This window comes from Enterobacter sp. E12 (assembly GCF_014596715.2).
GTDB lineage: Bacteria > Pseudomonadota > Gammaproteobacteria > Enterobacterales > Enterobacteriaceae > Enterobacter > Enterobacter bugandensis.
In genome coordinates, this window is sequence record NZ_CP115601.1 from 2,848,134 (window position 1) to 2,861,197 (window position 13,064).

A 13,064-nucleotide genomic window follows, 5' to 3' on the forward strand; every position below is an offset into this window, starting at 1 on the left:
ACTTTACATTTGCGAAAGGGAAAAGCGCGGGGTTAAAACGCGACGTCAACAATCAGCGTATCGGTGTAGGTGCCGGCGGGCGGCGTGGCCTGACTGGTCAGAACTTTGGCGGAGTAGTTATAGGTACGCAGCAGGCCGTCGGCGCTGACCAGCGAGGAGGTCGCGCTGGTCCAGCGTTCGCTGCCGCTGCCGCCCCAGCGGTTAGTGGTGGCTTCTTTATAGATGTCATAACTCAGGTAGTTACTGCCGCTCACCATCCGGCGGACATTATTCAGCGCGTTGGCACCATTGTTAATCCCGATGGTATAGGTACTGCCTTTGGTACAGGTGACGGCAATCGCCTGCGAGACCGTGGGGAAATTTTGCACCAGCGGCGCACTGTTAAAGTTGACGTCCGGCGTGGTCATGGCGCTGCAGTCGTTGGTGACGGTCATGTTAAGCAGAATGCTGGTCGTTGCGGTCCCCGTTTGTGGGGTGGTACACAGACCCAGCACGCCAATCGAGCAGACGTTATAGTTGATGCTGAAGGTCAACAGCACCTGATACGGACCGGCCGTGACGTTTTGTCCGGGCACCGTTCGGAAATAAAGAGGAATGTTGTACCGTTTTGACCCCAGCAGGCCAAGGAGCGTGTTACCACTCCATGTATATGCCTTACTGATTTGCACTTCACTGCTGCTTGCACATCCCGACAAACCGCATAAGCGCGTGGGGATCACATCCGTAATGGCCGCGTTGTCGGTGCGCTTCATCGTGGCACGACTGTTCCCCGATACGGACGCCGCTGTGTAGTTAAGCGTCACCGAGTCATTGGTCAGGAGATTGAGCACGGCATCACACGCCACCACCAGCGTACCGGTCGTTTCAACCTCGCCCGTGCCGCTGAGGGCGAACGAGGTGACGCTACCAAACGACGCATTGACCGTACTGACGGTGCACGCCGCCCAGCCGCCGCCGGAAAACAGCAGCAACATCCACAGCAGCAGGCGCCTCATAGCCCCTCCCGGCACACCAGTGGACCGTAGGTTTGCAGCTTGTGCTCCGGATTGGCGCCCACGGTCAGCGTGGCTTTGCAGCGTTTTCCGTCAGGTGATATCACCTCAAGCGGATTCACGTCGCTGAGATTTTCCAGCCAGGCGATGCCGTCATACCCCACCACCGCGTTTTTGCGCGAGACGCGTCGGACCTGGCTTCCCACCGGCAACGCTTGCCCGTGCACATCATGCAGAATAACGCTGGCCACCCGCTCCTGCTCCATCGGGAAATCGACCAGATAGCCGCTGTGACGGCGAATGGCGATCCGGCGCTCCGTCTCTTTCAGGCGGGTATCCGCCGGCAGGTTCAGGGTATCAATGCGGTAGCTGGCCGGATAATACGCCGACACCCCGCTGACCAGCAGGTAACCGTTATTGTTCGTTTTACCAACGGGCTGGTTCTCATAGCTGACGGGCACGTCCGGATGACCGTCGGTACTGATGACCACAAACGCATCGTTGATCTTATTCGCGGCAAACAGCTCGCCGTCCATCAGAACAATCGCGCCCATCGCCTCCCCCCACCAGGTCATAGTGTCCCTTTCGCCATAGCCGCCGCCCTGCAGTTCAATATTGTTATTGCGCCAGCCCAGCGTACCCTGCTGATAATCGCTGGATTTTGACTGGTTGGCCCAGGCCATGTTCCAGCTAAACCCGCCGTCAGAAGGCATAGAGTGGTTATAGTTAAGGCGCTGCGAACTGCCTGCATCCGGGGTGTTTTCGAAGGTGACGGCAGCGCTGTCGCGTTCCCCCAGCGGCACCTGCAGCGACAGCGCGACCGTCCAGTCCCCACGCTGCTGGTCCCGGCTGCCGGCCAGGTAAATACTGCTTGCCCCCCAGAGATTGCGGCTCCAGGAGAGATTCAGCAGTTCCGTTTTCTGGCTGTCAAAGCTCTCCACGCCGATCCAGGCCGCGCCGATATTGCCGTACTGCCCCAGATTGAAGGTCAGAGAATACTGGTCCGTATTGCGGCTAAAGCTGGCGATGGGCCGGTCATTTTCGTCATACACCGTCGGCTGATCGTAAAGAGCGAGATTGCCAAAGCCGCGATCGCGACGGGTGTGCTGGGTCGCGACGCTAAATTCGCTGGTGCTGTACTGATAGCCCCAGCTGATTTGCCCGCCGTTGTCTCCGCGCATGCGGCTTTGTGAGTAGGCCGTATTCACCACGCCAAACCGCCCCAGCTTTATCACCGTCCCCGCCCCGCCCAGCGCCAGCTCTTCTGCCCCTTCCGCGTGACCCTCCAGCGTCAGCCAGTCGGTCACCCCATAGCGATACGAGCCGCTGCCTGCCGCAGGGCCGTAGTCAAAATTCCTGATGCCGTAATTGCGGCGCAGGCTGCCGAGCGTTACGGCCCCGTCGCTCAGCCCTGTTTTAAGCAAATCGCTGGTGACGTAAAACGGCAACGTGGTGCTCACCTGGCGTCCCAGCGCATCGGTGGTGACCAGCACCGCATCCCCCGCCCCGTTGATATAGGGCAGATTAGTCAGGGTGAAGGGCCCCGGCTGAAGCTGAGTTGAGCCGGATCGATAGCCGTTGATAAAGAGATCCACCGAGGTGGGGACCGCGGCCTCCCCCGAAAATTCGGGCAGCGGCCATGTCACCAGGTCCGGGCGCAGGGAGAAATCGCGTCCGTAGCTGATACCGCCCATCCGCACGCTGGAGGTCCAGCTCAGGGCATCGCTGATCACGTCTCCGGCGCTCCAGGTGGTCGCGTCATCCTCATTCGTTATCAGCAGCGTGGTGTCATAGCGAACATACCCTTCCTGCTGACCGTCGTTTCCGGTGAAGTTTTTCCGGGCGTATCCGGTGGAGGAAAATGAGCCGTTCTCGTCGAAGTAGCGGAGTTCATGCCAGAGCGACGCCTGGCCGCCAATGTGCTCCGTGTGGTTGGTGTAGAGATCGTAATTCAGCAGTGCCCCGCGTCCGTAGTGCGGTTTGGACTGCGCCGTTTGCGCGCTAAAGGGGGTCACCCGGGCGGTGATCCAGTCCCGGGGAAGAGTCAGCAGCAGGCGCTGCGCGGCGCTGTCGTACTCCACACGAACCTGGCTCAGCGAGGCAAGATTCACCTCTCCGGCGGGCACATGCTCCGGGGGAAGCCCCGCGCGCAGCAAATCGGCGCTGGAGATAAAGAAAGCGCCGTTGCGTTGCGTCACGGGAACCACCAGACCGGTGTCGTAGTGGTTGAGCACGAGGGCAAGCTGAAAGACCGCTTCATCATTTACCGCCTGTGCCTGGGGCGGCGGCGGAAGGCTGTCGTCGCCGGGCTCAGCCCAGGTCGCGGAACTGACGCAAAGCAGTATCATCATTGCCGGCTTCAGTTGACGGGAGGCGACTGCCATTGTTCGTCCCTGGCATTAATCTGCGCGCTCATCCGGTCTGGCTGACGAATGCCAGCGGGTATTGGCCAGCTGCGGGTGCTGCCCGGCAGAACGTATCCCAGTAACCCCTCCGCTACGGTGCGTTTTTGTCCCCCCTGCGTCAGCGACACCTGGCTAAGCCTGACGTGCACATCCCCCCGATTCCGAACCTCAAGTGCCGGCTGCCCCTCCGTTCGCGTCACCCGCCAGCTCAGGTTCCGGGTCTCGGCCAGCGCGTGATGCGCCCCCTCTTTTATTGTCGGGATCCCCTGGCCATACACAAACAGCGGAATGGAGTAACGCATCTGCAACTTGAGGCCGATGGCAGGTTCGGCTTTGGTATCAGGCTGAGGAATTTCATCCACGATAATGCGGTAGGCTTGTTCGACGCCTGCGGGAACGGGGGCCTGCTTAATAAGACGGATAAGCTGCTTGCTGCCTGTGCCAATCGTGACGATGGGCGGGCTGGCGACCACATCCTGCTGTGCGGTGTAGCGCTCGTGTCCGTCCTCCTGCTTCCAGCGCACAATGCGCACCTGCATCGTGGTGGCGCTGTTTCCCTGGTTCTGGATCCACAGCTCCGTGGCGTTGGCGTCTGCCGCAAGCCACGGGTCAATCGGCCAGAGCAGAATAGTGGCTGCCGCCTGCGCCTGACCGGTTGCCACAGCCATTCCCAACGCGCCCGCCAGACAAACAGGTCTGAAAACTGGCTTCATCAACACTCTCCCTTTATTACCATGACAAGGTCACGGTGAGCTGATCGGAATACGTTCCTGCCGGGCTAAATCCGGTCAGTAGCGCCACGCCAAAAAGCGGCAGCGCGATGTTATTGCTGTTGCTATAGGTCACCGGTATCGCCTGGTTGACGCCAATTTCGCTGTTCGCGGCCAGCGAGCTGCTGCTGTAAAGCCGGTATCCCACCACGTCGGCGCCGTTCGAGCGCTTCATGCGGCGAACGGTTGAATAATTCTGTCCGCCATTAATGCTCATGCTCAGCGCCACGCCCGGCGTGCAGGCGATAGACAACGCCCCGTTTGGCACAAAGCTGGTGCTTACCGGTGCGCTCTCGACGCCGTTATGGGTGCCAAAATCCAGCGTGCCGAGAACCCCTCCGCTGCCGGTAGCCACCGCGCATCCCGGAACAATCGTCGCGCTGACCTTAAAGGACTGTGATGTCACCCCCTCCGCCGCGGGCGTCATCAGCAATCCGACGATCAGCGCGAAAAAAGGCTGCACGTGTCCCTCTGCGCATATGCGCAGACCAGTAAGAGTTGCCTTCATGGCGGTGCAGGACTAATAGGTGACGCTGACGTTAATCGTGTCGGTGTAGGTGCCCGGGACGACCGTCACGCTGTTACCGCCGCCGGTAATACGTCCGTAGAGGGTGTAACTGTCCACCCCTCCGGCCGTAGAGGCGGCCTGCAACGCGGTGTTATTGGCAATCACGCTGTTAAACCCGCTGTCGCTGTACAGGCTGTACGCCACACCCTGTGACGCATTGGCGGTGTTAACCAGATAGCGCGCAGGTGTTCCCGGAGTGCCGACAACGGTACCGGGGGCTGTGGAGTTGGTGTTGCCGGTGATCGCCACCGTATAGCTGGCGGTCGTACACTGAATGGTGAAGGTGTTTCCGCCGCTGGCACCGGTGAGCTGCGTGGTCAGGGTGGAAAACGTTGCGGGATGGGTACCAAAATCGAGTATCCCGAAGTTAATGCCGCTTTGCGCGGGCGATCCGTTAATCAGACAACCGTTTGTCAGCGTCAGCGTGGCGCCAATGGTGCCGCTGCTTGTGACGGCCAGTGCATGATGGGCTGTTGTCGCAGTCAGCAACGTGCCTGCGCAGATCAAAAGGAGTTTTCTTTTCATTTACCACCCTCCAGAAGACGTCTCCGTTCCCTTGCGACATTTTATTTTTAACGTTCAAGATGTTAGCCCCGCTAAACGTTCCTCAGAGGGGGTTATTGAGAATTTAGTTTACGGATATCGCTTCGACCACCCGCGACGCGCTGAGACAAACCAATGACCTATTGACTCATTTCTTTCTTTAAAAACAGAGATTTAAAACGAAACAGAGGAAAAATTCGCTACATAATCTGAGGATATATCCGCTAAAGTGTGATAAGCATCACAATATATCGTTCGGGCATTAACAACAAAATTAATAAAAATTAAAAAGGAGTTGTATCCCCCTACGCTTTGCGTCAATTTATGTGCCGAATATTTTCCCGCGTAGTAATAAAAAATTTATATGTATCGGCGCGGGCGACATCTGATAGTGCATAGAGGGTCTTTTTTCGTGGCAAGTGCAAACAAACTTACACTCTTCATCGTGATATTCATGCTGGCGGGTATTCTTTCAGGGGCGGCAATTCACGAGTACGCATCTGCGGATGCCATCAAAGCCTGGTCGGATAATATTACCCTTCTGACCGATATTTTCCTCCGTCTGATCAAAATGGTTATTGCGCCGCTGGTCTTCAGCACGCTGACCGTGGGCATTATGAAGCTCGGAGAAACCTCCACCATAGGCCGGGTGGGCGGCAAAGCGATGGTATGGTTTATCAGCTCATCCGTGCTTTCTATTCTGGTCGGTCTGTTTATCGTCACGCTGGAGCGTCCGGGAAGCGGCCTGAACCTGACTATTCCAACCGAGGCGGTGGATACCGGTCTGGCCGTGGGCGGGATGACGCTGAAAGCGTTCCTGTCTCACACCATTCCCACCAGCATCGCGGGGGCGATGTCGAACAATGAGATCCTGCAGATTGTGGTGTTCTCGATGTTCTTCGGCATCGGCGGCGCGTCGCTGGGGCAGAAATTCAACGCGCCGCTGGTGGCCGCACTGGATGTGGTTTCCCATATCATGCTGAAGGTAACGGGGTACGTGATGTACGTTGCGCCGCTGGCCATCTTCGCGGCGATCTCCTCCGTCATTGCCACGCAGGGTCTGGGCATCCTGTTGAACTACGCCTCCTTTATTGGCGGCTACTACGTTGCCATTCTTCTTACCTGCATGGTGCTGCTGGCCGTGGGTTACATGGTGCTGAAAAAAGAGGTGTTTCGCCTGGTCAGCATGCTGAAAGATCCGGTGCTGGTCGCATTCACCACCAGCAGTTCTGAAGCGGCCTACCCTAAAACGCTGGAACAGCTGGAGCGCTTTGGCTGCTCGCGCAATATCGCCTCTTTCGTTCTGCCGATTGGCTACTCCTTCAACCTCGTGGGGTCAATGGTGTACTGCTCGTTTGCCTCGATGTTTATTGCGCAGGCGTACAACATTCACCTGAGCTTCTCTGAGGTGACGGTGCTGATGTTAACCCTGATGCTGGCGTCAAAAGGCATTGCGGGCGTGCCGCGTTCTTCGCTGGTGGTGCTGGCCGCAACGATCCCAAGCTTTAACATTCCGGTGGCGGGGATCCTGCTGCTGATGGGTATCGACCACTTCCTGGATATGGGGCGTTCCGCGATTAACGTGCTGGGGAACGGCATTGCGACCGCGATGCTGTCGCAGAATGAAGGTGCGCGGGAAGCGGACGCTGAGCTGGTAAAGCAGGAAGCGTAAGGGTATGAAAAAGCCGGGTGGCGGCTTCGCCTTACCCGGCCTACAAATGGCTCGACACGTAGGCCGGGTAAGCGTCAGCGCCACCCGGCTTTGTTTTAGGCTACGTGACTCGCGGCGATATCCAGCAGCGCCATCTCTTCGCTGTTCAGCAGCTTTTCGATGTTCACCAGAATCAGCATACGCTCGCCGAGCGCCCCCAGGCCGGTCAGGTATTCGGTCGACAGCGTGACCGCAAACTCCGGCGCAGGACGAATCTGGTCAGAGGTCAGGGAAAGCACGTCAGATACGCCATCCACCACGATACCCACCACGCGCTGTCCCAGGTTGAGGACGATCACGACGGTATTGTCGTTGTAGTCAACGTCACCCTGGCTGAACTTCACGCGCAGATCCACGATTGGCACAATCACGCCGCGCAGGTTGGTGACGCCTTTAATAAACGCTGGCGTGTTAGCGATGCGGGTAACCTGGTCGTAACCACGAATTTCCTGCACTTTCAGGATATCGATGCCGTACTCCTCATCGCCCAAAGTGAATACCAGGAACTCCTGCCCTGATGGCTCGCCCGCCAGTTTCGTTACATTACTCATACCGGTCATGTTATTACCTTCTACTTAATCAGGCGGCTGTGTACGCCACACGTTGTTCACGATTTAATCCCTGAAGCGCCGACACGTCGACGATCAGCGCCACGCTACCATCCCCCAGAATGGTGGCAGCAGAAATACCCGGCACCTTGCGGTAGTTGCTTTCGAGGTTCTTCACCACCACCTGGTGCTGACCAATCAGCTGATCGACCAGCAGCGCGTAGCGACGGCCCGCGCTTTGCAGGATCACCACGATACCCTGCGTGGCCTCGGTCTTCGCCCCGTCCACTTCGAACACTTTCCACAGTTCGACCAGCGGCAGGTACTCACCGCGCACTTCGAGAACGCGCTCGCCGCCCGCCAGCGGATGCAGATCTTCTTCACGCGGCTGGAGGGATTCCATCACCGCGTTCAGCGGCAGAATGAAGACTTCGTCCGCGACTTTGACCGACATGCCGTCGAGGATCGCCAGCGTCAGCGGGAGCAGGATGCGGATGGTGGTGCCTGAGCCCTGTTTAGACTGGATCTCAACGTGGCCGCCCATCTCCTGTATGTTACGTTTCACCACGTCCATGCCGACGCCGCGTCCGGAAACGTCCGTCACCTGCTCGGCGGTCGAGAAGCCCGGCGCGAAGATCAGCATGCCCACTTCTTCATCGGTCATGTTTTCATTCACCGCCATCCCCTGTGAAATAGCTTTCGCCAGGATGCGCTCGCGGTTAAGGCCCGCGCCGTCGTCGGTCACTTCGATGCAGATGTTCCCGCCCTGATGTTCCGCAGAGAGGATCAGATTCCCGACCGGGGATTTCCCGGCGGCAATGCGGTTTTCCGGCAGTTCAATACCGTGGTCGAGGCTGTTACGCACCAGGTGCGTTAACGGGTCGATGATGCGCTCGATCAGGCTCTTATCCAGCTCCGTTGAGCTGCCCATCAGGGTCAGTTCAATCTGCTTATTCAGCTTGCTGGCAAGGTCGCGCACCAGGCGCGGGAAGCGGCTAAAGACATATTCCATCGGCATCATGCGGATGGACATGACCGATTCCTGCAGGTCGCGGGCATTACGCTGCAGCTGACCCATGCTGGTGATCAGATCGCCGTGCGTGACCGGGTCCAGTTCGTTAGAACGCTGCGCCAGCATGGACTGGGTGATCACCAGTTCGCCAACCAGGTTAATCAGCTGGTCAACCTTCTCAACGGCAACGCGAATGCTGGTGGACTCACTGGAGCGCGCGGCCGGTTTTTCACCACGGCCAGGCGCCGCGGCCTCTTTTGGCACCGCCTTCAGCACCGGGGCCGCTGGGGCCACAGCTGGTGCGGAGGCCTGGGCAACGACAGCAAGCTCTTCTTCTGCAGCCGGAGCTGCTACCGCGGCGGCTTCCGTTTCGAAGGCGATCTGGTCGGCTTCAATGACAAAGCACAGCACCGCCACGATATCGTCCTGACTGATACCGTCATCGAGGGTCGCTGCGAGGCTGTCTTTGCCTTTCACTACGTTACTTAATTTCGCCAGGTTACCCAGCTCTTCTTCCAGCAGGTTAACTTCGCTCTCTTTCAGGCGTGACAGCACAACGCGCAGCTTGCCCGCTTGCGCGGCGGCTGGCGCGGCCTCTTCAGCAGCAACCGCATCGACAACGCTCAGCTTTGCCGCAGGGACAACGGCTGCAGCGACCTCACCTTTGGCTTCCAGGGCGAGCTGGCGCAGCGCATTGCAGATGTATTCAAAGCTGGCGGCATCAGGCTCTGCCGAACTTTTATAGGCGTCGAGCTGTTCCTGCATAATATCTTTGGTTTCCAAAAACAGGTTGATAATGTCGGTATTGAGCTGCATCTCACCGCGTCGTGCTTCATCAAGCAGGTTTTCCATTAAATGGGTCGTTTCCTGCAGGATGGTAAATCCAAACGTTCCGGCTCCGCCTTTAATAGAATGCGCCGCGCGGAAGATGGCATTGAGCTGCTCGGAGTCCGGTGCTTCGGGCACCAGATCGAGCAAATGTTGCTCCATATCCGCCAACAGTTCGTCGGCTTCATCAAAGAATGTCTGGTAAAAATCGCTAATATCCATGCTCACGCTATCACCTCGGATTGGCTGGTGGCGATGTTGGAACGGCAGCCGCAGGGACGGCCCCAGGCTGTTTTAAATCGTCCAGTGACTCATTCTGACTTTCGGCGTTTTCGTGCAGGATGGCCTGCTCCGCCTGCTGGTTCAGCACTAAAAGACTGATACGACGGTTGATGGCGTCATCCGGCCCGCGGTCGGAGACCCGCATGGTTGCTGCCATGCCGACCACGCGCAGTACCTTGCCATCATCAAGCCCACCTGCCACCAGCTCGCGACGCGAGGCGTTGGCACGATCGGCAGAAAGCTCCCAGTTGCTGTATCCCTTCTCCCCACTGGCGTACGGGAAGTCATCCGTGTGGCCCGAAAGGCTGATTCGGTTAGGAATGCCGTTCAGCACCGGCGCAATGGCGCGTAAAATATCGCGCATGTACGGCTCAACTTCCGCACTCCCGGTTTTAAACATCGGGCGGTTCTGGCTGTCGATAATCTGAATACGCAGCCCTTCCTGGACCAGATCGATTTTCAGGTGCGGCCGCAGCGCGCGCAGTTTAGGATCCGCTTCAATCAGCTGGTCGAGATCGCCACGCAGTTTTTTCAGACGCGCCTGCTCCATCTTGCGTTTCAGCTCGTCGATGTTCGGCTCTTTTTTCACCTCACCCTTCTGCTGAGTGTAATCATCGCCGCCACCGGGGATCGGGCTTTCGCTGTTAGAGATACGCGGCCCACCGGTCACCGCCGTCGCCAGCGGGGTACGGAAATATTCGGCAATCTGGATAAGCTCCTTCGGGCTGGAGATAGAGATCAGCCACATCACCAGAAAGAACGCCATCATTGCGGTCATAAAGTCGGCGTACGCGATTTTCCAGGAGCCGTGGGAACCGTGCCCACCGCCCTTGTGCTTGCGTTTTTTGACAATGACGATCGGATGGGACTGGTTTTTCATGCGTCCTCAGTTGTCGTCTGTTGGTTTGGGTTTTTCACCGCGCGCACGTGTTCTTCAAGCTCGATAAACGACGGACGCTCGCTGGAGTAAAGCGTTTTACGGCCAAATTCAACCGCGATCGGTGGCGCGTAACCGTTGAGGTTAGAGAGCAGCGTGATCTTCACGCACTGCATCATTTTGGTGGTTTCCGCGCTTTTCTGGCGCAGCACGCTTGCCAGCGGAGAGATAAAACCATAAGCCAGCAAAATACCGAGGAAGGTACCCACCATCGCATGGGCAATCAGCGCGCCCAGTTCAGCCGCCGGACGGTCCGCCGAGGCCAGGGCGTGTACCACCCCCATGACCGCCGCCACGATACCAAACGCCGGAAGGGAGTCGCCAACCAGCGCCAGGCTGTTGGCCGGCACTTCAGATTCGCTTTCGTGGGTTTCGATCTCTTCGTCCATCAGCGCTTCAATTTCGAAGGTATTCATATTGCCGCTGATGATGAGACGCAGGTAATCGACGATGAAATCCAGCATCATGGCGTCCGCCAGAATGCGCGGATAGCTGGCAAAAATTTCGCTCTCTTTCGGGTTTTCAATATCCCGTTCAAGCGAGAACATCCCCTGCTGACGCGACTTCGCCATCAGGCGATAGAGCAGCGCCAGCAGATCCATATACATGCTTTTGGTGTATTTCGAGCGACGGAACAGCAATGGAATTGCCTTCAACGTGCCCTTGATCGATTTACCGTTGTTGCCAACGATAAAAGCCCCTACCCCTGCGCCGCCGATGATAATAAGTTCAGCCGGTTGATAGAGTGCTCCAAGGTGCCCGCCGGTCATCATGTAACCGCCGAAAACTGTACCGAGAACTACCAGGTAACCTAATAAGATAAGCACGACATCATCCTTCCGCTAGTGACTATGGCAAGGACGTCCAGCTCGCAGCGTTTACCGTTTGCGGGGTAAAAAAAAGCAGCGGTAATGACTTACCGCTGCTGGAATCTTGCCCACACGTTCGGGTTAAACAGCTTGTTCGATCTGTTCATCCAGCAGTTGTGGAATAATATCGGCAGCATCCCGGGAAAGTTTACGTCTTTTTACTGCGCGGGACGGCGGCTGACATAAACTACAGGCGAAGCTGCCTGCAGGCTGATGAGCATGGGTAATAAAATTGCCGTCGCAGCAATTGCAGCGCGACAGTTCAAGCATTCCGCTCTCAACAAAACGCACCAGCGTCCATGCGCGGGTCAGCGCCAGCAGAGGGCCTTCTTCCTGCTGTGGGCATTGTTCAAGGTAAAGTTTGTACGCTTTGATCACGGCGTCTACGCCGCTACACAAACCGGTTTTGAGAAGATACTGCCAGGCATTACAGAACATGGAAGCGTGGATGTTCTGCTCCCAGGTCATAAACCAGTCCGTAGAAAACGGCAGCATGCCTTTCGGCGGGGGACTACCGCGTAACTCTTTATACAGTTTGATGAGGCGACCACGGCTCAGCTGAGTCTCGCTTTCCAGCATTTGTAAACGAGCACCCAGCGTAATCAGCTCCATGGCCAGCTGTATGTCACGCGCTTCCTGAACAATGCTTTTTTCGCTCATTGCTAGGCCCTTTTCTTACGGGCTGCGTCATCAGGCTGACTGATGTCGCTAAGCAAGCGAGTGGAGAGCAGGATACCGGTATGGATCTGTTGCAGATCGTCCACGCGGGATTCCTGCGTCAGACGCGTTATCGTCTGCGGATTATCAAAACGGAACTGGCACACCAGTTGATTCGTTTCCGCCAGTTTTACCATCTGCGGGAGGGTTAATCCACCCAGCATGGTTGCCATTTCTTCGTTAATACCCAGACGAAACATCGCGGACGCTTTGTCCTGACTAATTAAACGCTGCGCGAGCAGTAAATATGACAAATTGATGTCATAGATATGTTTTAGCAACTCGGATGTATGCATTGTTCCCATCCCGAATAACCAACTATTATTTTTATGCGGAAAGACCGCACCCCGTGATGTCGCCGGGAAATCACCCGGTATAAAAAAGAAAAGGCTAAATGCATAGTTGAATCTAGGTTTGTATTCATCCAAACGCGTAAGGGATGCAACGCGGTTACATCTCTTACAGGTTTTATCATTTCTTACAAATAACTAAGATTTTTCCTAATTCGACGCAAACTCTACTCGCCAGATTTGACACATACAATGCAGCCACCCTCAAATTTAAAAAAAATGTGATCCACGTCACACAATTTAAGTGAATGTTACCCATAAATCCATCAGTATGACTTCTAATTTGCTCATTTTTTAAGCAATCGGCACTGTTTTGTATTCTTAATCGACGAATACTCATGCATAAGCGTGAGAATAAGTGGCACGCAATGTGCTTTTACCCGTGCGTGCAGTATCGGCAATCGTTTACATCGCGTATGCGTCAGGGACACATTTTGATTACTTCGATAAAACATAGAGTTATGCATTTCTGGCAGAAAAATTGTTTCATTGCGTGATCATTCGAAATGCGTTTATAACTTGTTAGAATGAT

12 protein-coding genes are annotated in these 13,064 nt (G+C 56.4%); 1 reads left to right on the forward strand and 11 read right to left on the reverse strand.

All coding sequences use genetic code 11. The features are described 5' to 3' along the window. Positions 1-32: 32 nt before the first annotated feature. From IB212_RS13575 to IB212_RS13595, 5 genes are read right to left on the reverse strand one after another with little or no spacing between them, the layout of a single operon-like run. A complete protein-coding gene (locus IB212_RS13575; protein ID WP_041909425.1) occupies positions 33-995 on the reverse strand; it encodes a spore coat U domain-containing protein in 963 nt (320 codons plus the stop codon). After that, positions 992-3,376 carry a fimbria/pilus outer membrane usher protein gene (locus IB212_RS13580; RefSeq protein WP_041909423.1) on the reverse strand — a complete coding sequence of 795 codons (2,385 nt, stop codon included), beginning with the start codon at positions 3,374-3,376 and terminating at the stop codon, positions 992-994. Before IB212_RS13580 ends, IB212_RS13575 begins: the two co-directional genes overlap by 4 nt. Further along, complete coding sequence (locus tag IB212_RS13585) at positions 3,352-4,110, reverse strand: molecular chaperone (RefSeq protein ID WP_041909422.1); 759 nt, start codon at positions 4,108-4,110, stop codon at positions 3,352-3,354. Before IB212_RS13585 ends, IB212_RS13580 begins: the two co-directional genes overlap by 25 nt. Positions 4,111-4,126: 16 nt before the next feature. Further along, positions 4,127-4,675: a spore coat U domain-containing protein gene (locus IB212_RS13590; protein WP_041909421.1), complete on the reverse strand. Its 549-nt coding sequence runs from the start codon at positions 4,673-4,675 to the stop codon at positions 4,127-4,129. Between the two features lie 12 nt (positions 4,676-4,687). Next, complete coding sequence (locus IB212_RS13595; RefSeq protein ID WP_041909419.1) at positions 4,688-5,260, reverse strand: spore coat protein U domain-containing protein; 573 nt, start codon at positions 5,258-5,260, stop codon at positions 4,688-4,690. 430 nt (positions 5,261-5,690) lie between these two features. Here IB212_RS13595 and IB212_RS13600 point away from each other — a divergent pair, with 430 nt between their 5' ends. Continuing rightward, complete coding sequence (locus IB212_RS13600) at positions 5,691-6,950, forward strand: dicarboxylate/amino acid:cation symporter (protein ID WP_041909418.1); 1,260 nt, start codon at positions 5,691-5,693, stop codon at positions 6,948-6,950. Between the two features lie 95 nt (positions 6,951-7,045). Here IB212_RS13600 and cheW read toward each other — a convergent pair whose 3' ends face one another. The 6 genes from cheW to flhD all read right to left on the reverse strand — a co-directional run bounded on the left by cheW (position 7,046) and on the right by flhD (position 12,478). After that, on the reverse strand, positions 7,046-7,549 hold the full coding sequence (gene cheW, locus IB212_RS13605) for a chemotaxis protein CheW (protein WP_041909416.1): 504 nt from the start codon (positions 7,547-7,549) through the stop codon (positions 7,046-7,048). Positions 7,550-7,568: 19 nt separating this feature from the next. Then, positions 7,569-9,605 carry a chemotaxis protein CheA gene (gene cheA, locus IB212_RS13610; protein ID WP_188245990.1) on the reverse strand — a complete coding sequence of 679 codons (2,037 nt, stop codon included), beginning with the start codon at positions 9,603-9,605 and terminating at the stop codon, positions 7,569-7,571. 4 nt (positions 9,606-9,609) lie between these two features. Continuing rightward, positions 9,610-10,539 (reverse strand): flagellar motor protein MotB, encoded by a 930-nt coding sequence (motB, locus tag IB212_RS13615; RefSeq protein ID WP_028013653.1) that lies wholly within the window; start codon positions 10,537-10,539, stop codon positions 9,610-9,612. Next, positions 10,536-11,423 carry a flagellar motor stator protein MotA gene (gene motA, locus IB212_RS13620; RefSeq protein ID WP_008500417.1) on the reverse strand — a complete coding sequence of 296 codons (888 nt, stop codon included), beginning with the start codon at positions 11,421-11,423 and terminating at the stop codon, positions 10,536-10,538. The genes motB and motA overlap by 4 nt, the downstream gene beginning before the upstream one ends. A gap of 123 nt (positions 11,424-11,546) precedes the next feature. Then, on the reverse strand, positions 11,547-12,125 hold the full coding sequence (gene flhC / locus IB212_RS13625) for a flagellar transcriptional regulator FlhC (protein ID WP_013096051.1): 579 nt from the start codon (positions 12,123-12,125) through the stop codon (positions 11,547-11,549). A gap of 2 nt (positions 12,126-12,127) precedes the next feature. Then, positions 12,128-12,478 carry a flagellar transcriptional regulator FlhD gene (gene flhD, locus IB212_RS13630; RefSeq protein WP_028013654.1) on the reverse strand — a complete coding sequence of 117 codons (351 nt, stop codon included), beginning with the start codon at positions 12,476-12,478 and terminating at the stop codon, positions 12,128-12,130. Between the last annotated feature and the right edge of the window lie 586 nt (positions 12,479-13,064).

Coding starts and splice junctions, on each gene's coding strand:
- IB212_RS13585 (WP_041909422.1), bottom strand. CDS start 4,110: ATGAAGCCAGTTTTCAGACCTGTTTGTCTGGCGGGCGCGTTGGGAATG.
- flhD (WP_028013654.1), bottom strand. CDS start 12,478: ATGCATACATCCGAGTTGCTAAAACATATCTATGACATCAATTTGTCA.
- flhC (WP_013096051.1), bottom strand. CDS start 12,125: ATGAGCGAAAAAAGCATTGTTCAGGAAGCGCGTGACATACAGCTGGCC.
- cheW (WP_041909416.1), bottom strand. CDS start 7,549: ATGACCGGTATGAGTAATGTAACGAAACTGGCGGGCGAGCCATCAGGG.
- IB212_RS13590 (WP_041909421.1), bottom strand. CDS start 4,675: ATGAAGGCAACTCTTACTGGTCTGCGCATATGCGCAGAGGGACACGTG.
- IB212_RS13580 (WP_041909423.1), bottom strand. CDS start 3,376: ATGGCAGTCGCCTCCCGTCAACTGAAGCCGGCAATGATGATACTGCTT.
- IB212_RS13575 (WP_041909425.1), bottom strand. CDS start 995: ATGAGGCGCCTGCTGCTGTGGATGTTGCTGCTGTTTTCCGGCGGCGGC.
- motB (WP_028013653.1), bottom strand. CDS start 10,539: ATGAAAAACCAGTCCCATCCGATCGTCATTGTCAAAAAACGCAAGCAC.
- IB212_RS13595 (WP_041909419.1), bottom strand. CDS start 5,260: ATGAAAAGAAAACTCCTTTTGATCTGCGCAGGCACGTTGCTGACTGCG.